Here is a 21,650-nt window from a genome sequence, read left to right on the forward strand (position 1 = left end):
TAGGGAAGGATGGGACTTTCACGGGCTATTGGCATTGGCGTGATGACGGTGGAAGATCGCATAAATCTTCACATTGCAAACCGGAGGAGCCGAGATGAAGCTGACGCCAGTTGGAATCGATATTGCAAAGATGGTCTTCCAAGTGCACTACGTGGACGAGGAAACGGGTGAGATCGTGAACAAGCCCGTCAAACGTGCGGTGTTTCTAGAACATTTCGCGAACCGGTCGTCGTGCCTCGTCGGAATGGAGGCGTGCGGCGGTGCGCACCACTGGGCGCGGAAACTGTTGAAGATGGGTCATCAGGTCAAGTTGATGCCGGGAGAATTCGTGAAGGCGTTCAACATCCGCAACAAGAACGACGCGGCGGATGCTCGGGCGATCTGGCTGGCGGTGCAGCAACCAAGCAAGGCGGTCGCGGTTAAAACCGAAATGCAGCAGGCAATGCTGGCGCTGCACCGGATGCGCGAACAACTGGTGAAGTTCAGGACGATGCAGATCAACGGTTTACGCGGGCTGCTGACCGAGTACGGCGAGGTGACGGCTAAAGGACGGGCATCGCTTGACAAGGCGATACCGGAAATCCTTGCCCGGGTGGCGGAGCGTTTGCCAGCGGTGCTGATCGACACGTTGCGTGAGCAGTGGAACGGACTGACGAATCTGGACGAGCAGATCGCAGCGATTGAGCGCCGGATGCGCGAATGGAAGAAGGACGATCGCGCCGTGAAAGCGATCAGTGAGATCCCCGGCGTGGGGTTGCTGACCGCAACCGCGGCGGTCGCGATGATGGGCGACGCGAAGGCGTTTCGATCAGGGAGGGAGTTTGCCGCGTGGGCAGGACTGGTGCCGAAGCAGACCGGTTCGGGCGGCAAGGTGAATCTTCACGGCATCAGTAAGCGCGGCGACACCTATCTGCGCACGCTGCTGATCCACGGCGCACGCAGTGTGTTGATAAACGCGAAGGCCCCAGGTCCGTGGGTCGAACAGATGAAGCAGAGGCGGCATACGAATGTGGTGACTGTCGCCCTGGCAAACAGGATAGCGCGAACGATCTGGGCGGTGCTTGCCCATGACCGACCGTACCAAAAAGGATACGTAAGCGTGAAGCCGGCGTTAGCGGTAACCACCAGATGAGAGGTTGACTCTGTAAAGATGGAACGTCTATCTAGGTTGCGTTGGGAATCGATAGCGATGGCAACACAGGTCGGACCGGGATCCGCCAAACCTGAATGGCTCCAAGAACTTCGAGTTCGCGAGAGAAATGAGGTGCGGGTCAGCGGAATCCATAGTGGCCCGCAGCGGAAGGATCGGCTGCAACAAGGCCGGATATAAAGCTGCGAACCGTTCCTGTCACGTCAGACCAACTCGAAGTCCCTTGCAAAACGGGAGGCGTCCATATAAATGGAGCCATGAAAAAATCAAACAAGTTTTCCCCCGAGGTACGTGAGCGTGCGGTACGCATGGTGCTCGAACACCGCGGCGAGTACTCCTCCCTGTGGGCGGCCATCGAGTCCATTGCGCCCAAGATAGGATGTGTGCCACAGACATTGAACGAATGGGTGCGCAAGCACGAGGTCGAGACCGAGATTCGCTCTTCAATGACCTTCGCAAATTCGGCACCGGGCGCAATGGCATCCAGATCGCGAAAGACCTGTTCTTTACCGAAGTGATGGGCTAAACGATCATACAGTCGACCAGCGGAAGCAGCGCTGTCGTCTCGCCGATAACTGATGAAAATGCCAGCCATTAAATTCCTCATCGTTGACGACGACCGGTTTCAGGCGCATTGGTATGCACGCTATAGGATTCGAGCGGGCGTTAAGCGGACAAAATACATGCAAGAAATTCCAGTGAGACGCTGATTATTAAATTCATAGTAGGTCGGGCTCTGCCCGACAACGTTTTTGATCGTCGGGCAGAGCCCGACCTACCGCGCTTGTCAATAAATTTGTTCAAGACCTAGTGCGCCAGCCCTGGAATGACGAAAATTCCTCGCATTTGCCTCGGAATGAACGGGTTCAAATATCCATTGCCATGATGGTATCCGCCCGGACAAAAAACAAAAAACCCCGCAATAGCGGGGCGAGTATCGATTCCATGAATTGGCCTGAAACTTCCTACAGATTACAGAAAGTCAACTCAAACTCTACATCTTCTTCATATATTCTGGTTTTCTGCCTTGAACCCGAGATGACGAAACGGATGTTAAGAGCATATTTATTAGCGCTGATTTCGGGTACGCACGGCAGACTCTCGTCTACCTTCAGGCACAGCATATGCGCTACCCGCGCCGACCCCATCTGTTGATAAACACCCCGGTGAGCGGTATGCCGAATTGTCTTGCCGCTGTTTCGCAACAGGTGCAATACGATGCTGAAACCATTTTCCAGCGGCAACATCGGTGCAAGCCATTCGTTGAGATCGCTGCGCCGCACCGCAGGATCCTGATGCAGCCAATAGTGATACGAGGGCAAGTCGAATTCGCATGCGCCTCCCGGTATTCCGACACGTTGCTTTATGCTCATCAGCCATTCATTGTCCCGCATGTGTTCGCCGATTTTCCCCGACATGCCCAGCATGCTCTGAGAGGCGGCCTGTATATTGGTCAATACTTGATTCAGCGCGCCTTCCGAAATGTCCGGCCTTCGGCGCAACACCTCCAACGCGTGCTTCTGCCGCTCCAGTTCCTGCAGCAAATCCGATTTCATATCGGCGCGGCTCGTAACATCCAGTATTTCAAACAGGGTAACGAGCGCGGAGTGGTGCTGAAAAGCGTCCTTTTTTGCGGAAAAGAAAGCCACCTTGTCAAACAGGTCCTCAAGCCGCAGCAAGGTGCGGATGCGCTCGTTAAGAGGATGCTCGTAACAAATCACGGCAATGGTCTGAAAGGGGAAATGGAACGGACAGGGTACGTGATATTGTGCTGAAAAACAGAATTCTAAATCAAATAGCGTGCAATAAACGTAAAATGCCGGTAGAACTCAACTTTTATTTGCCAAAGCGAGATATTTTCGGTGTAACGCGTTTACTTGTTGCTCCAGATGGGCCATATCCGCATCGTTGATGATCGCGTCATCCGCTTGTTGTAATCTTTCCTTACGTGAAAGCTGCGCGGACATGATTGCACGCACAGTACGTTCGTCGAGCCCGGTTCGAGTAGCAGCGCGGACGATCTGATCATGCTCGCTGCAATCCACTACCAGGATGCGCTGGATTAATTCATGGTATGCACCGGTTTCGAGCAGCAACGGGACCACTATCATGCCGTATGGGGCACAGCAATGCGCGATGCGGCGAACCACCTCGACGCGTATGAGTGGATGGAGAATGGCCTCAAGTGTGTGGCGTGCACTGCTATCCGAGAATACGAGGCTGCGCATTTCTTCTCGTCTAAGCGCGCCGTCCGCTGTGATGAATTTTTCCGTAAAGGCTTGCCGAATATCGGCAATCGCTGCACCCTGCGGCTGGGTAAGCTCACGCGCAATTGCATCGGTGTCCACCACGTCCACGCCCAACGCGGCAAAGATTCTCGCAGCGCTGGTTTTACCGCTGCCGATGCCGCCAGTTAAACCGATGACCAAGGACATGGGCTAAAATAGGTTCAAATAGATACGATAAAAAAAGCGGGAGGGTTTTGCAACAGGGAAAGAAATGACAACCAAGTGGCAGACCACTATCCCGTATAGGGATCTGACGATTCCCGTTCAATGGGCGCTAACGTGAGGAATATCCGCACTACCTTGACCACGCGATCCTGAGTCTGGATGATTTCCATTGGATAGCCTGCGATTTTAAGACTGGTACCAGCCTCGGGAATATCCTGGAAGTGTTCCAGGATGAGGCCATTGAGCGTTTTCGGCCCCCCCAGCGGCAGCGTAAGCCCAAGCTTGCGGTTGAGATCACGCAGCAGGCTGCTTCCTTCCACTATTACACTGCCATCTTCCTGTTTCAGGAATGCACCTACTTGCGAAGGCGAGTGCGTAGTAAATTCGCCAATGATTTCTTCGATGATGTCTTCCAGTGTTACCAACCCCATCCATTCACCGTACTCGTCCACAATGAGGCCGACCCGTTCCCGGTTTTCCTGGAATAGTTGTAGCTGTGAAAACAGGGGCGTGCCGGATGGGATGAAGTAGGGCTCACGCATGATTTTTTCGAGTGTTGCGGCTGAGATGTCATCACTTCTCATCTGATTCAGCACCTTGCGGACGTGAATGATACCGGCAACGTTGTCAAGCGTGCCCCTGTATACAGGCAAACGGGTGTGATAACAGGTGAGTAACTGATCGTGAATGGTTTCATCGTCCGCGTCGAGATCTATCGCCTCGATCTGGCCACGGGGCACCATGACGTCGTCAACGGTAACGGTTTCGAGGTCAAACAAGTTAAGTAATACGCTCTGGTGTTTTTTCCGGATGAAGTGCCCCGCTTCCAGCACCAGCGTTTTAAGCTCTTCCAGGCTGAGTTTCTGCGTCGCGTTATCCGCCCTGGGCCTTATGCGCAGGAGAGTAAGCAGCGCCTGCACGAACAGATTGACAAACCAGACTACGGGATAAAATAGCTTCAGCAACGGTGTCAGCACGTAACTCGAAGCCAGCGCGATCCGCTCCGGGTGAGCAGCCGCGATGACTTTGGGCGTAATCTCGCTGAATACCAGGATAGCAAAAGTGACGCTTACCGTTCCCAAAAGCAGGGCCAGATCGCTATGACCGAATGAAACGGAAACAATCACGGCCACCACAGTCGCAGCGGCGGCATTCAACAGGTTGTTGCCAAGCAGGATGACCCCCAGCAGTCTATCGGTATTCAACAATAGCTGGGTGGTCAGGCGGGCGCCCCGATGTCCCTGTTTCGCGAGATGCTTCAACCGATAACGGTTGATTGCCATCATGCTGGTTTCGGAAAGGGAAAAAAATGCAGATAAAATCAATAGAACAGCCAGTGCTATCAGTAGCACATACAGCGGCATGTCTTCCAAGAGAAACGCCTTTATGCAAGTTGAAAAAATTCAGATGCGGAAGAAAGCATCAGCTACAACTCTGACGGCTTTTGCGACTTCCAAGCCAGCACTTTATAACCAATGACATTCGTTTCGGCATACAAGTACTGTTAGCGCTGCAATATCACTTCCAGCACAAATTTGCTGCCGAGATATGCCAGCAGCAAAATAATGAATCCGGCCAGTGTCCAGCGAATCGCAATGCGTCCGCGCCAGCCATAAAACTGCCTCCCCGCCAGCAGGGCTGCGAACACACCCCAGGAAATAAAACCAAACAGATTCTTGTGGGTGAATTTGACTGGCTGGCTGAATATCTCCTCCGAAAATACGACACCGCTGATGAGCGTCAGCGTGAGCAGTATGAAACCTACCCAGATGACGCGGAACAACAACGTTTCCATCGTAAGGAGCGGGGGTAGATTCGTCAGCACCGAAGGCATGGTCGGTTGGTGCAAGCGACGCTCCACCACTGCCATTAACAGCGCATGGAGTGCGGCAATGGTAAGAAGGCTGTATGCCAGCATTGCGATGGAAATGTGCGCCTTGAAAGCGGGTAGTTCAGTATTGGCCAAAGGCCGCAGGGAAGGAAAAACCAGCGGGAGCAGTACCGCCACCGCAGCCACCGGCGCGATCAGGGTTTGTAACCCTTCGAGCCGGTTGAAAAAGCCGGATACCCAATAGATTATGGCAGTAAGCCAAACGATGGCGGAAACTGCGCTGCCCACCCCGAAGCTCAACCCGATGCCTGCGAACACGGATTCATAAAGCGTATAGCCGTGCAGCGCCAGCGGGGCGAGAATGGCATAACGCTCCCTTCCCGGCGCTATAATATCGCCGCCTCCGGATTTTGTGGGCGCATTCCACCTGGTGCGCCAGAAGTGCCAACCGATCAGTCCATACAGCAGGGAGGCGACGAGATAGGCTAGAATACCTGACATTTATATAGCAGATTAAATTGGGACTGCCAGTTAGTCTACACCAAATTTTCTTGAGAGGCATTTTGCATGTTCGACAATCTTACCAGCCGGCTTTCCGGAGTCATCAAGACCCTGCGGGGTGAAGCGCGACTGACCGAAACGAATATACAGGAAGCGCTGCGCGAAGTGCGAATGGCGTTGCTGGAGGCGGACGTAGCCTTGCCGGTGATCAAGGAGTTCATTGCACGCGTCAAGGAAAAGGCGGTCGGCAAGGAGGTAGTAGGCAGCCTTTCGCCAGGCCAGGCGCTGGTTGGGGTAGTGCACCAGGAGTTGATCGCCCTCATGGGAGGCGAAACTGCCGATATCAATCTGTCTACCGTGCCGCCGGCGGTCATCCTCATGGCCGGGCTGCAGGGCGCCGGCAAGACCACCAGTAGCGGCAAATTAGCAAAGTGGTTGATGGAGCAAAAAAAGAAAAAGGTATTGCTTGTTTCGTGTGATACGTATCGCCCCGCCGCCATTCATCAATTGGAGCTTCTGGCCCGGCAAACGGGCGCATCGTTCTTCCCGGTTCAAGCGGGACAACAGCCGAAAGAAATCGCTGCTGCCGCATTGGATTTTGCCCGCAGGCACTTCCACGACGTGATGATCGTGGATACCGCCGGGCGGTTAGCCATCGACGAAGCGATGATGGAAGAAATTCGCGAATTGGAAACGCTGCTGAATCCCATAGAAACACTGTTCGTAGTGGATGCAATGCAGGGTCAGGACGCAGTCAACACGGCCAGAGCTTTTGCGGAGGCATTGCCGCTGACCGGTGTGATCCTTACGAAACTCGATGGCGATGCGCGCGGAGGTGCGGCACTGTCGGTGCTACACGTTACCGGCAAGCCAATAAAATTTGCGGGCGTAGGGGAAAAATTAACCGGGCTGGAAGCATTCCACCCTGACCGCATGGCTTCACGCATCCTCGGCATGGGTGATGTGTTGGGATTGATCGAGGAAGCCCAGCGCGGCGTAGATCAGCACGAGGCCGAAAAGCTTGCTAAAAAAATGAAATCGGGCAAAAGCTTCGATCTGAACGATTTCAAGATGCAATTTCAACAAATGAGAAATATGGGTGGCATGGGCGCCGTAATGGACAAACTGCCTGCTCAATTGAGCCAGGCCGCCCAAAACGTAAAAATTGACGATAAAGTCATGGGCCGCACCGAAGGCATCATTAATGCCATGACGCCCCAGGAACGGGTCAAGCCCGAAATCTTGAAAGCATCACGTAAACGCCGAATCGCGGCGGGAGCGGGCGTTACCGTACAGGAAGTAAACCGCTTGCTGTCGCAATTCGAGCAGGCACAGAAAATGATGAAAATGATGAGTAAAGGGGGAATGGCAAAAATGCTTCGGAGCATGAAAGGAATGCTTCCAGGCATGCGTTAAAAGCAAGTCGGATGCAGGCGTAGAATCCGGCAACGGAGAGCTGGTTATTCCGCTACCGGCATTTTATCGAGGCCCATGACCCACTCACCTGCCTTTATATTTCTCGTCGAAAACCAGCCAAGATTCGTTTCGATAGCATATTTCGCGGCCCCAGCGGAACCATGCGCCGTTGCCGTGCGGGGCGTCATGTCCTCGATGTTGAGTATCACCCCTTTTCCATCCAGAAAGGCGACGCTTAGCGGAATATCCGTGTTCATCATCCACATGCTGTGCCGCCCGGCCTCCGGGAATATAAATAGCATGCCATCATTATCATCCATGGATTGTCGGGACATCAACCCCTTTGAGCGGGTGGATTCGGTATACGCAACCTCGACGCGAAGAGTATGACCTGAAATTCCGAGTTGGCGTATCGGCATTTCCGCGTTGACCGGCGCCGATAGTAGAAAAACAAAGAAAATCGCAGGAATGTGCCAGCCTGAACCCGGCAGTTGGATAGAGTGGTGTGTATGATTTTTGGAGTGCCTGGCAACGCGCAACAACCGGGAAAGACCGCCCCATTCCAAGGAACTATAACGTGGCCATGTGCCATAAAAATGGTGCCATCCCCTTCGTAAAGAATGCATCACGAAGGAGAAGGTCGGATGGGACAAAAGTTCCTTGTTAAACATAGTGCCAAGCCTGAAAAATGAGGAGTTAACTGCTGGTAGATTTAATGTTTGCCGGTACTGCCAAAGCCGCTTGTTCCTCGATGGCTATGCGTAAAGTCATTTACAACATTGAAATCAACCTGCACCACCGGCACCACGACCAGTTGTGCGATCCGCTCCAGCGGATTCAATAGAAAAGGTACCTGCCCACGGTTCCAGCATGACACGAATATTTGCCCCTGGTAATCGGAATCGATCAGCCCGACCAGGTTCCCCATCACTATGCCATGCTTGTGGCCCAACCCCGAACGAGGGAGCACCATAGCGGCAAGTCCTGGATCAGCGAGATGAATAGCAATGCCGGTGGGAATGAGGTTAGCCTCTCCCGGTGCGATGGTCATCACATGTTCCGTGCAGGCCCGCAGGTCAAGCCCAGCGGAGCCGGGAGTAGCATAAGTCGGCAATTGGTGCGTCAGACGTGAGTCGAGAATCTTAATATCTATCTTTAGCATGGTAATCTTAGAATCTTTTTCACGCTTTTTGTTTTTCCTGCAGCAATGAAACATGTTTAATCAAACGCCGTGCCTGCTCTATTTTCTGCGCTCGCGGTAAATGATGCTTGCCAGCATCGTCGAATAGAGTCAATGTACAATCTTCAGAGCCAATCGCTTCCTGGGCCAGGTTTGCGGCGAGCAGTGGCAGTTTTTTCTTACGCCGCTTGATTTCGGCATTCTCCTCAAGATTTTCCGTCTCTGCGGCAAAACCGACACAGAAAGGCGGATCGGCAAGCCCTGCCGCATATTCCAGAATATCAGGATTGGGTATCAGTTCGAGTGTAATGTTATTACTGGTTTTCTTTGTCTTCTGCTTACTGGTGCTTTTGGCGCGGTAGTCGGCTACTGCCGCGACACTTATAAAAATGTCGACACCTGAAATTTTATTTTCCACGGCTTCAAACATTTCTTGCGCGCTTGTCACCCTGACGACCTTCGCCGCTGGAGGCGCATCAAGGCAAACAGGACCGGAAATGAGAATAACCTCCGCCCCGGCTTCAAGTGCTGCGCGCGCGACTGCATAGCCCATTTTTCCGGAACTTAAATTGGTGATTCCCCTGACGGCATCGATAGCCTCGTATGTGGGCCCGGCAGTGATGAGTACGCGCTTGCCTTGCAACAGCTTGGGCTGAAAAAAAGAATGCAACGTTTCAGCAAGTTCATGCGCTTCAAGCATGCGGCCCATACCGGTCTCTCCGCATGCCTGGGCGCCGCTGGCGGGACCGAGTATTGTTACATTATCCCGCCGCAGCGTAGCCAGGTTCCGTTGAGTTGCAGGATTTTCCCACATTTGCCGGTTCATGGCCGGAGCGATCAGCAAGGGGCAATCGCGCGCAAGACACAATGTCGATAAGAGGTCATCAGCAAGACCATTGGCAAGTTTGGCAATAAAATCGGCGCTGGCAGGCGCGATGAGTATCGCATCCACGTTGCGCGAAAGATCAATATGAGCCATGCTGTTGGCGATGCTCGCGTCCCACAGTTCAGTAAACACCGGCTTACCGGTTAATGCCTGCAACGTTGCCGTACCGACGAAATGGCAAGCCGATTGGGTCATTACCGCCTGCACGTCCGCGCCGTCATGCATCAAGAGACGCGCCAGTTCCGCAGCCTTGTATGCGGCTACCCCGCCGGTAAGCCCCAAAAGCAGGCGTCTGGCTGTTTGTCTTTGTAAGGACGTGTCAGTCATAATCATAGGATCACTTTTAGCAGGAAGGAGTTTAACCTAAAAACAGCGTCTCATTGCAGAGAGCGGCTCTCGCTGCCGCGATGATTTTGGATCTCCCACCTGACCTTCACGTTTTCATTTGGCACTCACACTACCATGGCAATTTCCGACTGGCCTGAATCCGAGCGTCCGCGCGAGAAACTCCTGAAAAATGGGCCGGCGCATCTTTCCGATGCGGAACTTCTGGCGATATTCCTGCGTACGGGTATGGCCGGAAAAAGCGCCGTGGACTTGGCGCGAGAACTGCTCCAGTGCTTCAACGGGTTGACAGGGCTATTTGCCGCGGATCAAAACGCTTTTTGCCAGGTAAGAGGAATGGGCCCAGCCAAGTATTCGCAATTACAGGCGGTAATGGAAATGGCACGACGTGCGCTGGAAGAAAAGCTGAAGAGTGGCGACACCATGAGCTCGCCGAAATCGGTACGTGATTATTTGCGCCTCAGTCTTCAGGGTAAAAAGCATGAGGTCTTTGTGGCTATTTTTCTCGACGCTCAGAATCGTACCATTGCGACCGAGGAATTGTTTAAGGGGACCCTCACCCAAACCAGCGTATACCCGCGCGAAGTGGTAAAACGCGCGCTGCATCATAACTCAGCCGCCATTATCTTCGCGCATAATCATCCTTCCGGTATTGCGGAGCCGAGCCAAGCCGACGAAATCCTGACTCAATCTCTAAAACAGGCGCTTGCTTTGATAGATGTGAAAGTCCTCGATCATTTTATCGTTGGCGCGGGCACGGCCATGTCATTCGCTGAGCGCGGACTGATATGATTCCTAGATCCGGCAGTTGACCGCTCATTTGTAAACTAAACGCTATAGTTGAAGAATTTTCTCGTACCCCATGAGCCGCACTTTTTGGCGAGTTCGCTACGGAGCGGATTGAATAGTTTTTACGGCACAGCGCTGCGTTGCAACTCCTTGGAATGGAATGGCGCCCCGAAGCGTCGCACGAGGAGCCCCGCGAAGCGGGGATCGGGAAGCGCAGGGAATGCCGCGATCGCTTTCCACACGCAAGGAGGCGCCAGCATCCCGCTTCGGGGCCGCCCGGAAGGCACTGCTCCGCCCTACGCGGTCGCATTCCGCGTCGTTGCGCCTTGCTCTGTGGCGCAAAAACCGCTCATCCGCCCCGTCCAACTGCCGGGTTTAGGATAATTTGAGGAAATCCTTGGAATCGGGATATAATGTCGGTTTTTCCGATTTTGGGAGTGGATCACCATGGCACAAGTATGTGAAGTCACCGGAAAGAAACCTATGACCGGCCACCACGTTTCCCATGCTAACAACAAGACTAAACGACGCTTTTTACCCAATTTGCAGCGGCGCCGGTTCTGGGTTGAGAGCGAGCAACGCTGGATCAGCCTGCGCCTGTCTAATGTAGCGCTCCGTACAATAGACAAGAACGGTATTGACGCGGTGCTGGCTGGAATGCGCGCACGCGGGGACAACATTTAAAAGTCGGAAAACGGCATTCAGGCTTGGGAATATAAGGACACCATCATGAGAGAAAAAATAAAGCTCGAATCTTCGGCCGGAACCGGCCATTTCTACACCACTACCAAAAATAAGCGCACCAAGCCAGAGAAAATCGAAATTTCAAAATTCGATCCGGTCGTACGTAAGCACGTCAAATACAAGGAAACCAAACTCAAGTAACATCATAGCTGGAGGCTGCGCCAGGAAGTTCCAGGGGATGCAGCGTAGAGATGTTAAGAACGTACTAAAAAAAACCCGCCGTTGGCGGGTTTTTTGTTGATGCTACGTTTGTAACGCTCGTCATATTCAACTTAAGCAGCATAGCAGCGTAACCTGCGGGAAAAATTTTGCAGCACTTCAATACCGCTTTCTTCGGCGCGGTGGCACCAATCCTCCAACTGCTTGACCAACTCGTCTTTGGAGGAGGTCGAGCGTTGCCACACTGCCATAAGCTCCTCTCGCATCTTATAGAGCTTGTCAAGCGTGCTGGTCTTGCTTAGCACCAAGTTCAGCTTGACACGTTCGTCTTCCTGCAAAGTCTTGGAGTCGGCAAGAACCCAACGTTTAAGGGTAGAACGATCTACGCCGAGGTTCGCGGTCCCGTCCTTCACATGATCAATTTCCTTTGCCAATGTATGCTTGAGGAACTGAGCATATTTTGCCAGCACTTCGTAACGATGAGAAATAACAGCTTGCAGTGTATCAAGATCGCAGGTTGTCTTGGCGGCATCCAGGCGTAGTTTGGGCGCAACCTTCTTCACCTGGGCCAGCCCCATCGATTGCAGAATGCATATATACATCCAACCTATGTCGAACTCGTACCACTTGTTGGATAAACGCGCGGAAGTGGCATAGGCGTGATGATTATTATGCAACTCCTCTCCACCTATGAGAATCCCCCAAGGTACGATATTGCGGCTGGCATCTTCCGCCTGGAAAGTGCGATAACCCCAGTAGTGCCCTACACCATTGATGACGCCAGCAGCCATGATGGGCGCCCATGCCATCTGTATCGCCCAGATCGTCAGCCCGATGGGACCGAATAAAATAAGATTGATGATCAGCATCAGCGCAATACCCTTGGCGCTATGCTTGGAGTAGACATTGCGCTCCAGCCAGTCATCCGGCGTACCATGGCCATATCTTTCCAAAGTTTCCAGGTTCTTTGCTTCTTTCCGATAGAGCTCGGATCCTTCTCTCAGCACTTTGCTGATGCCGAGCACTTGCGGACTGTGGGGGTCGGCCGCGGTTTCGCACTTGGCGTGATGCTTACGATGTATTGCCGTCCATTCCTTGGTCACCATGCCGGTAGTAAGCCACAACCAGAAGCGAAAGAAATGGCTGGGCAACGGATGCAACTCAAGCGAGCGGTGCGCCTGATGACGGTGCAGGTATATCGTGATACCGGCAATCGTAATATGGGTAAGACCCAGGATGACTGCGATATACCCCCACCACGGCAAGTCGATAAGACCTAAAGTCATAGATGTGTGACCTTTTAAGATAGCTGCTGAAGAGAACGGATATTACGGGGAGAAAGGATACCGCAATTTAGAACGAAATGGGCATTTAGTCAAGGAATTGTTCAGTCTTGGTGCGGCTTGGCGCAGATAGAAAGGCGGCAGGTAGCCTCGTCGCTTACGGCAGGGCACGACCTTACAGCGAAAGTAAATTTGGCGGTTTCAACGCCGCGTGGGCGCTTAAGCGTTTAACGCTTGCTCAGGGTTACATCACTTATTGTGATCCCTGCCCTTCATGAGAATTTTTTTCCGGAATAACTGTTCAAAGTCGATCTGGAGAGATGCTGTGGTGTTCGCCTTTAATGTCCTGCGCATCTGTCCAAGCGCATCGATATGTCTGTGTTTAGCCACTGAAGCACAGCAATCCGCAGGAACGAAAATTTCGAAGTCCCGCAGATACCCGTCGTTGGCGGTAAACAAAACACAAGAGTCGGTCGTAAGTCCGCAGAGAATCAACTTCTTCGTTTGCAAGCTCTGGAGCAGAAGGTCCAAAGGCGTCTGGAAAAAACCCGAATGCCTGGGCTTGAGCACGAAATAATCGTCTTGCTGGGGAACCAGCTCACGGGCTATCGGCGCTCCCCGTACTCCATTGCTTACACAACGTGCCACCAGATGCTTGAAATCGGATTGCCATTGACCAAAGTTATCATTGACGTACAGGCAGGGAATGCCGCGCTTTTTTGCTTCAAGCTTAAGCCGTGCGATGTTCCGCGCCATGGGTATGGCGTACTCGACGAGCTTCTCGCCTTCGTCAAACTCCAGATCATTGATTACGTCAATCAGGAGGAGCGCGACGGAACATTCATGAATTACGCAATTATCGTCCATCGATCACTCATCTTCCCGTCGCTCCACACGCAAGGTTTCAGAATATGCTATTAAGATTTGGCAGCTGTCATTGGGTACCTACCGACTCTGCCTAATGCTGGAGCATAACCTCGCAGGCGTCGGAAACAGACTTATACCGGCTTGGCTACCATTAAATAGAACACGACAACAAGCGCAACGAATGCCGGAATACCCAGCGCAACCCACCATCGGAAGTAGCGCCAATACAAAGCGGGTAAATCGATCTTTCCCTTACTGGCATCAACCGCCAAACGCTTCATATTTATTTGCAACCAGACTACCGGGAGCCAGCAAGCAGCCGCAAGCAGGTATAAGCCTATCGACCACATTATCCACCGGCTGGTGAGAGGAATGTCCGCGAGGTAAACGAGATAGAAACCCGTGACGGGTTGGATAATAATTGTCGTTGCGGTAAACAACCAATCGGCAGTAACAACATTTTTGGCGATCGAGGCCACGATCGGGGGATCCCTCGTCAAGCTGGCGTGAAACATATAGAAGGCTGTGCCTATGCCCGTGCCGAATAATAATGTTGAAGAAAGGATATGCAGCCACTTTGCGGTAACATAATCCATCATCGCTTCTCCAGTTCATACAACAACAAAATGACCGCAAGAATAGGCAGGTTTTTTATCAATGGACCAAAGGGGTGCAACCAGAATTCGGGAAGAAAAAAAGTGATGGTAACGGTATAAAGGCCGATGAGGCTCACCTGTGCTATCCACAGAAACTTGCGATGCCGCAGGAATAATGTTCCCAGTCCGAAAGCAATATCCATCGCAGCGGCGCCGTAGAGCGCCACAGGTGCGAGGCCGCCCGTGATTCCCACCGCAGCGAGCAGAGCATAGCTCTCCTCTACCGGATAAACTCCCATCGATACGACCCCAGCAACCAGCCATACCGCCGCCAGAGCAAAGCGCAATACAAGTTGTAGCCAGCTCATAAGCGCTGACATCCGTAGCCCTTCCACACCCCAGTGGGACGTGAATTCGCTAACCGGTCGAGGATCCCGACCCAAAAGCGCTCGAGTTGGCCCCGGATCCGCCGTATTACCCCGCTTGAGCATCTGCCATGTCTCCACGTCCAGCAAGCCCTTTCCCAGCCAAGTGCCCACCTGCGCAGCCGTATCGACGAAACTTGCGGGAATACGCAAAAATGTGCCGGGGCCCAGCCCCATCAGAAGCCGCAGTTCGCTTAAATAGCGCTCCAGGGAAAGGGGTCGCGGGCCCACGAGAGGAATACGCTGGCCGATATATCGATCGGCTTGAACCAGTGCCACCACGGCCTCGGTGAGATCATCGATATGAATTGGCTGTATTTGCTGGTCACCCGATCCGGGCAGAGGAATAACAGGCAAACTTGCGATTAGGTTGAAAATTCTCGCGCTCGCGCCGCCAGCTCCATATACGAGCGACGGTTGCACTATCACGGACCTGTTCGATAAGGCGAACAAAGCGTCGTCCGCGGCCTTTTTACTGAGGTGGTAACGGCTGCGCGCCTTCTCATCCGCACCCAGGGCAGAGATTTGCACGACTTTGACATCCTCAGCGGCACATGCTGCGAAAAGCGCTCGCGGGGCCCGATCATGAAGCGCGTCGAATGTTTGCCGGCCATGTTCCCGTAATATGCCTACCGCATTGATCACCACGTCGACGCCCGCTAGTCGTGTTTTCCAGACGTCCACATCGAAGTCACGAGTGTAATCGTTTGTGATATAAGCAAAGCCGCCCAGACTTTCCGGTGGCGTGGATGTCACCCCGCAAACAATTTTGTGTCCCATATCGGCAAGCGCCCCAACCAGATGGCTTCCGATAAACCCGGTCGCGCCTGTGATCAAAATAGTAGGCATTGTCGAATAGCTGAGCTGGCGCGATTATTCAAGGAAGCATCCAGCCAAGATTTTTTTGAAGCGAGATATCATAACGAAAACGAAATAAAGTATAGTTTCAGCCATGGATCGATCTACAAAAAGAAACTGGGGTCAATCAATTCGTGAAGGCCTGGTTTCCGGCACCATCGCGAGCATTGCATCAACCATTGCACTTTCAATTCTTGGCAAGGCTGAATTAGGCAAAACGGCTGCTCCTATCAATGGCCCGAGCCAGTGGATATGGGGAAGACACGCGCCCTACCAGGACCGCTTTAGTCTGCGATACACAATCGTGGGCTATGCAATACATCATGCAGCATCGGTCTTTTGGGCCCTCTGGTATGAAAAGCTGCGTCAGCGAATGGGCCCGGCCGAAAGGGTCGCAGGTGCACTGGCGCCCGCTGTCATAACTGCCGCCGCGGCTTACGCGGTCGACTTTCACTTTACGCCCAAACGGCTTACGCCCGGGTTTGAGCACCGGCTATCACAGCGCTCCTTGCTCATGGTTTACGGAACTTTCGCGCTCGAATTGGCCGCGACAGCTTTAGTAGGCCATTACAAGTCGTCCGACAAACACCGCTGAGCTTCCCAAAAAAGCTCGTTTCCGACACGCCAGTTGAGCGGGCTGAGCTCAAATAACGTCCATTTACGGCTTTCAGCTCCGAATTCCGCTTCGGCTGCCATCACGATCTGGAACGTCGGCACTCACAGCTGTGTGTATTGCAACGCTACATTAGCTCATCCCTCATCCATTCCACTCTACCTGAAGATAAGCATGCAGAATGTGCGTTATCGTACTGAGGAATTTTTGTCGAAGTCCTATCGTTCAAGAGCAGCATCAAACGGATGAAACAGGTTCGGTCAGGCGCTATCGGAGCGCAGGAAGCGGTGGAGCGACTGCTTGCTGGTGAACAATAATAAACGCAATTTTTTTTCAAAATCTTCAGGGGACTAAAGTATTGACGGCAAGCGTGCCGGTAATCCTTCCGTTAATCTAAATGGTCGATTGGTCTGAACTCTTTGGCTTCTCAGTAAATCCGGTCGAAATCTTTGTACGCGGGACCGTCATCTATTGGTTCATTTTTTTTCTGTTCAGATTCTTGCTGCGCCGCGATATCGGCGCTATTGCCATAACGGATGTGATGCTGCTTGTCCTTATCGCGGATGCCGCCAGTAATGGCATGTCCGGCGGTTATGACTCGATTACCGATGGCTGTATCCTAGTTGCCACCCTTGCCGGCTGGAATTATGTCCTCGACTGGATAAGCTTTCATTTCCCCGGCTTGCGGCGTCTGATCCAGCCGCCTCCGCTCGCTGTCATCAGAAATGGCAAAATGCAGCGTAAAGCCATGCGGCAGGAGCTGATTACGGTGGAAGAATTACAATCTAAACTGCGCGAACAAGGCATCGAGAACCTCGATGAAATAAAAATCGCTTGTCTTGAAGAGGATGGTGAAATCAGCGTGTTACGGCACGAAAACCAGGAAGCGCAGCCGGTCCCCGGTAGTTCAGCGGGAAAAAAAGTTACTTAGCAGAAGCAAGCTACGTCCTACGGTCAAGCATGTTCAGGTGTATGACGGATTCATCTTGAAAATCAAATGGGAAAGGAGCATCACATGAATGACTCTCTGTTTACCCTGAAGCCAAGAACCGAGTCAGGCCTTGTCAACATCATTGTCGATACGCCGAAAGGCAGCCGCAACAAATTCAAGTATGACGAGAAAACGCGGTGCTTCCGCTTGAGCCGAATTCTCCCAATTGGCGCCTCTTTCCCTTTTGATTTTGGCTCCATTCCAATGACAAGCGCAGAAGATGGCGACGCGCTCGACGTGCTTGTGATCGGCGACGCTCCAAGCTTTCCGGGATGCCTCCTGACAGGCAAACTGATCGGCACGATATCCGGTGAGCAGACGGAGAAAAATAAAACGATACGCAATGATCGGCTCCTCGCCGTGCCGGTCACTCCGGCAAATCCCCCCCTGTTTGAGCACATTGATGATTTACCCAGCGGCTGGATAACTGAAATAGAGCATTTTTTTATATCGTATAACCGTGTGCAGGGGCGTGAATACAAGCCCATTAAACGCGGGGGTCCGAAAGTGGCAGAAGAAACGTTGGCCAACGCCGAGCAGCGTTACAAGCGCGAGCAGAAACAATGAAATCCGCAAATCGGTCCATCCAGTCCGAGACAGCGGGGCATCCGGCCGAAAAACTGCTGCGTACGTCGGTCGGCGAAGCGCTGGAGCGCCTGCAAGCACCACAGCCGATCTCGGACGAAGCCATTCACGACGCACGGAAAGCCTTGAAAAAGGCACGGGCCGATCTTCGGCTGCTGCAGGACGGAATGAGCAAACCGACTTACCAGGCGGAAAACGCCGGCCTGCGGGATGCAGGGCGTTTTCTATCCCCGTTGCGTGATGCCAGATCATTGATCAAGGCATTTGATTCACTCCATGCTCGATATATCGACGAATTGCAAGGGGTTGAGCTTGCTCCACTCCAAAAAATATTACATGGGAACCTGGCAAAGGCGCGACGCCACCTCCATCCCCAGGGTAAATCAGCCGATTTGGGAAACTGCATACGTCAACTTGAGGATAGCCTCGACCTGGCAAAACAGGGGGATTTCTCGTCTATCAATTCCTCGACCATTGACCCGGGATTGCGGCGCATCTATCGCAAGGGTCGCAAAGCCTATGCTGAAGCGAAAATCGTCCCCACTACAGAAGCGCTTCATGAATGGCGAAAGCAAGTCAAGTATCTACTTAACGCGATGGATGGGCTTCATTCCGCCAAAAAAGACCGGAAAAGAGGCACGATGGTAAAAATCCTGAAGCGGGCCGACCGGCTTGCTGACTATCTAGGGGACGATCACGAGTTCGCTATGCTGGCACAGGAAACCGCACGCGGCGCCTACGCCGCGATTGATGGCGATGTGATAAAGAAATTGGACGCGCTCATAGAACCTCGCCGCGTGAAACTGCAAAAACGCGCGTTCAGATTGGGAAAGAAGCTCTATGACGAGAAACCCAGACGATTTACAAAGCAAACAGGCGTTGGCGTTCGCTCAACTTCTGGCTGACATCGCGCGTCCAATCGCGCTTCGGTATTTTCGCGCGCCTCTGGACATTATGTGCAAGGCCGACAGGAGCCCGGTCACAGCGGCGGATCACGAAATCGAAAGCGCCCTTCGCCAGGTGATTCACCAGCGATATCCACATCATGCCATTATCGGCGAAGAATACGGGAAGGTGCGAGGCAGCAATTACAGTTGGATTCTCGATCCTATCGACGGCACAAAAAGTTTCGTCATGGGAAACCCTCTTTTCGGCACGCTCATTGGCCTGATGCATGAAGACGAAACTGTTATCGGGCTGATCGATGTCCCGGCGATGGGAGAACAATGGGCAGGAGACGGCCAATTTACAAGATTCAACAACAGGCTCAATGTCTGTTCGGCCACAGTCAGCGGTTGTCACCTTATTGAGCGGGCACGACTGTACGCCACGCCCTCGCCACATTTTACCTGCCCCGATGAACGAAATGCCGTTGATACGCTAAGCAGACATGTTGCAATCGCGCACCCCACCTGCGATTGCTATGCGTACGGGCTGCTGGCTTCGGGGTATTGTGATCTGATTGTGGAAACGGGTCTTCAACCCTATGACTACTTACCCGTTGTCCCGATTGTAGAAGGCGCCGGCGGATGGATAACCGATTGGAAAGGTCGCCAGCCTGGTCTGAATTCAGATGGACGCATCGTTGCAGCAGCGAGCAAACCGCTATTGGATGCAGCCATCGACTCGCTGATGCGCCTGTAATATCCGGGAAACTCGTTTCTCGTTCCCTATAGGATCATTTCCTCCCACCGCCTCCCCAACGTTCATGTACTTCCTAAGTGCGATGCCGCACCGAAAACAAGGAAGCTCCGGCGTAACGTCTTATCGCCGTTTTGCCATTTTGCCATTTCGCTAAAATCAGGAGCAATCATGAAACGCTATTCACTATTTACAACTCCCCCCTCGATACTCGCAGGTGCGTTTTTCCTCGTGTCGGGGTTGGCTTATGCTCAGGTTACACCGGGACCCGGGGGCTCCATCGTTGGGCAGCCGCCCGGACAAAACAGCAATATTATCGGACAGCCAGTTCCGGGACAGGGTGTCCCCACTCCATATCCACCCGTATCAGGGAGCCAACCGGACTCCAGAATAATTACGGGCACTGACCCAGTAAAGGATAAATTGAATCGGGCAAATAGAGACGCCGCCGACATAGATCGTGACGGAAGAATAAGCCCGGAAGAAGCCTCAAGGGTCCCACCCGGCGCTCCCGTGATCAAATAGGGTTCGCCTGCCGGAGCCCTACTAACCGGTCACCCGGTTTTTTTCCCGAAAAACGCCAGGAAGGAGAACTCGGATGCATGCGCTTACCTATCACGGAAGTTACGACGTTCGGGTGGATACCGTACCTGATCCGATACTCCAGGAACCGGACGACGTCGTTCTCAAAATTACGGCTACCGCGATCTGCGGCTCGGATTTACATCTATATCGAGGGAAAATGCCCGAGCTCAAGGATGGCGATATCCTGGGCCACGAATTTATGGGGGTAGTTGTCGATGCCGGATCCGAGGTGACCGTGCTACAGAAGGGTGACCGGGTAGTTGTGCCGTTTGTCATTGCCTGTGGCGAATGTTTCTTTTGCGAAAAGCAGTTATTTTCAGCATGCGAGACAACGAATCCGGATCGCGGCGCAATCATGAACAAAAAGAACGTGCGCTCAGGCGCGGCGCTCTTTGGCTATACTCATCTGTACGGAGGCGTCCCTGGCGGTCAGGCGGAATATGTGCGCGTGCCAAAGGCCAACGTCGGCCCGATCAAGGTTCCCCAAACGCTAGCTGACGAACAAGTCCTATTCTTGAGCGATATTCTGCCGACCGGTTATCAAGCCGTACTTAATGCCGGTATCGGTCCTGGATCAAGTGTTGCTATCTTTGGCGCCGGCCCTGTCGGGTTGATGGCAGCCGCCTGCGCTCGCATGTTGGGTGCGGAAAAAATTTTTATGATCGACCATCATCCGTACCGGCTCGAATTTGCCCGCGAAACATATGGCATTTTTCCCATCAATTTTGATGAGGTCGATCCTGCTGAAGTTATTATCGACAATACCTCATTCAGGGGTGTCGATGCTGCTATCGACGCCATCGGTTTTGAAGCGAAAGGCAGCGCGCTGGAAACCGTCATGACCAATCTCAAGCTTGAGGGCAGCAGTGGAGTCGCACTACGTCAATGTATTGCTGCCGTACGCCGTGGAGGTACGGTCAGCGTGCCCGGGGTTTATGCGGGCTTCATACATGGATTCCTGTTTGGCGACGCTTTTGAAAAAGGCTTGATATTCAAGATGGGCCAGACTCATGTGCAGCGTTTTCTGCCCGAACTGCTAGACCACATCGAATCGGGAAAATTACACCCTGATGCCATCATCAGTCACCGTATGCCCCTTGCTCAAGCCGCCGCTGCCTATAAGATTTTCGACAAGAAAGAGGACGACTGCCGCAAAGTTGTTCTTACACCCTAGCACCCTGTCAGACTTAAAGGAAATTGGCAGGTGTTGCCATGCAGTTCGCACGTGCACGGCTGTGCTCACATAAGGGGCAAGGTTGGGCCACAACCTATAAATGCCTGAGTTGAGAAGAATGTACGTTATCGCACAGTGGTCGTCTATAAAAACCTCGATCATGACAGCATCGCCCCTGTCCAGCCCCAGCGCATGATCGGATATCAGCATGAGCAATGGCAATAATCGGCTTCAGGTGGATTCAGGCGACTTCAGGCATGGCGTGACAAACATCGACCGATGGATCTTATATGCATGGTGTGAAAGACGATGATAAATAACCGCATATTTCAATCCTATTGGCAGGCAGGCTATGAGGGTGCGGATCACGTCAACGGCACAGGTCTGTCTTTGTCATTAATAACTCGACGCAGCATCCGAAACTCGCATATGACAACTATTTACTGCTTGCGGATTTTGAGATCGGGATTGTGCGCGAGAGCGTCGATTGGCGAGCTGTAGAGAAAGATGGGCACGTCGATTTTTCATCAATCGAATCGCGCGCACATACCGCGAAGGCGCTTCGATTACATGCGTCT

General features: G+C 52.8%; 23 protein-coding genes and 1 pseudogene. 13 read left to right on the plus strand and 11 right to left on the minus strand.

The features are described 5' to 3' along the window. Positions 1 to 94 precede the first annotated feature (94 nt). Positions 95 to 1,132 (plus strand): IS110 family RNA-guided transposase, encoded by a 1,038-nt coding sequence (locus tag BUA28_RS01315; protein ID WP_072766337.1) that lies wholly within the window; start codon positions 95 to 97, stop codon positions 1,130 to 1,132. A 275-nt stretch (positions 1,133 to 1,407) separates the two neighbouring features. Next, positions 1,408 to 1,602, plus strand: a pseudogene (locus tag BUA28_RS01320) (transposase); the annotation flags it as partial. A gap of 513 nt (positions 1,603 to 2,115) precedes the next feature. Here BUA28_RS01320 and zapD read toward each other — a convergent pair. From zapD to BUA28_RS01340, 4 genes are all read right to left on the minus strand, one after another. Continuing rightward, complete coding sequence (gene zapD / locus BUA28_RS01325; RefSeq protein ID WP_072766338.1) at positions 2,116 to 2,871, minus strand: cell division protein ZapD; 756 nt, start codon at positions 2,869 to 2,871, stop codon at positions 2,116 to 2,118. Between the two features lie 108 nt (positions 2,872 to 2,979). Continuing rightward, positions 2,980 to 3,585, minus strand: a complete 606-nt coding sequence (gene coaE, locus BUA28_RS01330; RefSeq protein WP_072766339.1) for a dephospho-CoA kinase — start codon at positions 3,583 to 3,585, stop codon at positions 2,980 to 2,982. An 86-nt stretch (positions 3,586 to 3,671) separates the two neighbouring features. Then, the gene (locus tag BUA28_RS01335) at positions 3,672 to 4,967 is read right to left on the minus strand and encodes an HlyC/CorC family transporter (RefSeq protein WP_176767763.1); all 1,296 of its coding nucleotides are present in this window, start codon (positions 4,965 to 4,967) and stop codon (positions 3,672 to 3,674) included. A gap of 140 nt (positions 4,968 to 5,107) precedes the next feature. Further along, positions 5,108 to 5,935: a cytochrome C assembly family protein gene (locus BUA28_RS01340; RefSeq protein ID WP_072766341.1), complete on the minus strand. Its 828-nt coding sequence runs from the start codon at positions 5,933 to 5,935 to the stop codon at positions 5,108 to 5,110. A 66-nt stretch (positions 5,936 to 6,001) separates the two neighbouring features. Here BUA28_RS01340 and ffh point away from each other — a divergent pair, with 66 nt between their 5' ends. Continuing rightward, positions 6,002 to 7,351 (plus strand): signal recognition particle protein, encoded by a 1,350-nt coding sequence (gene ffh / locus BUA28_RS01345; protein ID WP_072766342.1) that lies wholly within the window; start codon positions 6,002 to 6,004, stop codon positions 7,349 to 7,351. A gap of 44 nt (positions 7,352 to 7,395) precedes the next feature. On the opposite strand, the gene BUA28_RS16135 is transcribed toward ffh, so the two are convergent. From BUA28_RS16135 to coaBC, 3 genes are read right to left on the minus strand one after another with little or no spacing between them, the layout of a single operon-like run. Then, a complete protein-coding gene (locus BUA28_RS16135; protein WP_256598193.1) occupies positions 7,396 to 8,022 on the minus strand; it encodes a DUF192 domain-containing protein in 627 nt (208 codons plus the stop codon). 41 nt (positions 8,023 to 8,063) lie between these two features. Continuing rightward, positions 8,064 to 8,513, minus strand: coding sequence for a dUTP diphosphatase (gene dut / locus BUA28_RS01355; protein ID WP_072766343.1), 450 nt, complete (start codon positions 8,511 to 8,513; stop codon positions 8,064 to 8,066). 19 nt (positions 8,514 to 8,532) lie between these two features. Continuing rightward, positions 8,533 to 9,744 carry a bifunctional phosphopantothenoylcysteine decarboxylase/phosphopantothenate--cysteine ligase CoaBC gene (coaBC, locus tag BUA28_RS01360; RefSeq protein ID WP_072766657.1) on the minus strand — a complete coding sequence of 404 codons (1,212 nt, stop codon included), beginning with the start codon at positions 9,742 to 9,744 and terminating at the stop codon, positions 8,533 to 8,535. Positions 9,745 to 9,879: 135 nt separating this feature from the next. Here coaBC and radC point away from each other — a divergent pair, with 135 nt between their 5' ends. From radC to rpmG, 3 genes are all read left to right on the plus strand, one after another. Then, positions 9,880 to 10,554, plus strand: coding sequence for a RadC family protein (gene radC, locus BUA28_RS01365; protein ID WP_072766344.1), 675 nt, complete (start codon positions 9,880 to 9,882; stop codon positions 10,552 to 10,554). A 444-nt stretch (positions 10,555 to 10,998) separates the two neighbouring features. Then, entirely contained in the window at positions 10,999 to 11,235 is a 237-nt protein-coding gene (gene rpmB, locus BUA28_RS01370; RefSeq protein ID WP_072766345.1) for a 50S ribosomal protein L28, read from the plus strand. A 45-nt stretch (positions 11,236 to 11,280) separates the two neighbouring features. Beyond that, a complete protein-coding gene (gene rpmG / locus BUA28_RS01375; RefSeq protein WP_025041122.1) occupies positions 11,281 to 11,436 on the plus strand; it encodes a 50S ribosomal protein L33 in 156 nt (51 codons plus the stop codon). 131 nt (positions 11,437 to 11,567) lie between these two features. On the opposite strand, the gene BUA28_RS01380 is transcribed toward rpmG, so the two are convergent. The 4 genes from BUA28_RS01380 to BUA28_RS01395 all read right to left on the minus strand — a co-directional run bounded on the left by BUA28_RS01380 (position 11,568) and on the right by BUA28_RS01395 (position 15,474). Then, on the minus strand, positions 11,568 to 12,740 hold the full coding sequence (locus BUA28_RS01380) for a DesA family fatty acid desaturase (RefSeq protein ID WP_072766346.1): 1,173 nt from the start codon (positions 12,738 to 12,740) through the stop codon (positions 11,568 to 11,570). A 246-nt stretch (positions 12,741 to 12,986) separates the two neighbouring features. Beyond that, positions 12,987 to 13,604 carry a cysteine hydrolase family protein gene (locus tag BUA28_RS01385; protein WP_072766347.1) on the minus strand — a complete coding sequence of 206 codons (618 nt, stop codon included), beginning with the start codon at positions 13,602 to 13,604 and terminating at the stop codon, positions 12,987 to 12,989. 131 nt (positions 13,605 to 13,735) lie between these two features. Next, on the minus strand, positions 13,736 to 14,203 hold the full coding sequence (locus BUA28_RS01390) for a DUF2269 family protein (RefSeq protein ID WP_256598194.1): 468 nt from the start codon (positions 14,201 to 14,203) through the stop codon (positions 13,736 to 13,738). Next, positions 14,200 to 15,474: an SDR family oxidoreductase gene (locus tag BUA28_RS01395; protein WP_072766348.1), complete on the minus strand. Its 1,275-nt coding sequence runs from the start codon at positions 15,472 to 15,474 to the stop codon at positions 14,200 to 14,202. Before BUA28_RS01395 ends, BUA28_RS01390 begins: the two co-directional genes overlap by 4 nt. Before the next feature lie 103 nt (positions 15,475 to 15,577). Between BUA28_RS01395 and BUA28_RS01400 the strand changes: the two genes are divergently transcribed. From BUA28_RS01400 to BUA28_RS01425, 7 genes are all read left to right on the plus strand, one after another. Continuing rightward, positions 15,578 to 16,078, plus strand: a complete 501-nt coding sequence (locus BUA28_RS01400) for a hypothetical protein (protein WP_072766349.1) — start codon at positions 15,578 to 15,580, stop codon at positions 16,076 to 16,078. A gap of 415 nt (positions 16,079 to 16,493) precedes the next feature. After that, on the plus strand, positions 16,494 to 17,027 hold the full coding sequence (locus BUA28_RS01405; RefSeq protein ID WP_072766350.1) for a DUF421 domain-containing protein: 534 nt from the start codon (positions 16,494 to 16,496) through the stop codon (positions 17,025 to 17,027). A gap of 84 nt (positions 17,028 to 17,111) precedes the next feature. After that, a complete protein-coding gene (locus BUA28_RS01410; RefSeq protein WP_072766659.1) occupies positions 17,112 to 17,654 on the plus strand; it encodes an inorganic diphosphatase in 543 nt (180 codons plus the stop codon). Continuing rightward, positions 17,651 to 18,577, plus strand: a complete 927-nt coding sequence (locus tag BUA28_RS01415) for a CHAD domain-containing protein (RefSeq protein ID WP_072766351.1) — start codon at positions 17,651 to 17,653, stop codon at positions 18,575 to 18,577. Before BUA28_RS01410 ends, BUA28_RS01415 begins: the two co-directional genes overlap by 4 nt. Continuing rightward, on the plus strand, positions 18,513 to 19,316 hold the full coding sequence (locus tag BUA28_RS01420; protein WP_072766352.1) for an inositol monophosphatase family protein: 804 nt from the start codon (positions 18,513 to 18,515) through the stop codon (positions 19,314 to 19,316). The genes BUA28_RS01415 and BUA28_RS01420 overlap by 65 nt, the downstream gene beginning before the upstream one ends. Positions 19,317 to 19,484: 168 nt before the next feature. Continuing rightward, a complete protein-coding gene (locus BUA28_RS15425) occupies positions 19,485 to 19,838 on the plus strand; it encodes a hypothetical protein (RefSeq protein WP_143021629.1) in 354 nt (117 codons plus the stop codon). Positions 19,839 to 19,911: 73 nt separating this feature from the next. Further along, a complete protein-coding gene (locus BUA28_RS01425; protein ID WP_072766353.1) occupies positions 19,912 to 21,072 on the plus strand; it encodes a zinc-dependent alcohol dehydrogenase in 1,161 nt (386 codons plus the stop codon). Positions 21,073 to 21,650 lie beyond the last annotated feature (578 nt).

The organism is Nitrosospira sp. Nsp11 (genome assembly GCF_900142705.1).
Taxonomy (GTDB): domain Bacteria; phylum Pseudomonadota; class Gammaproteobacteria; order Burkholderiales; family Nitrosomonadaceae; genus Nitrosospira.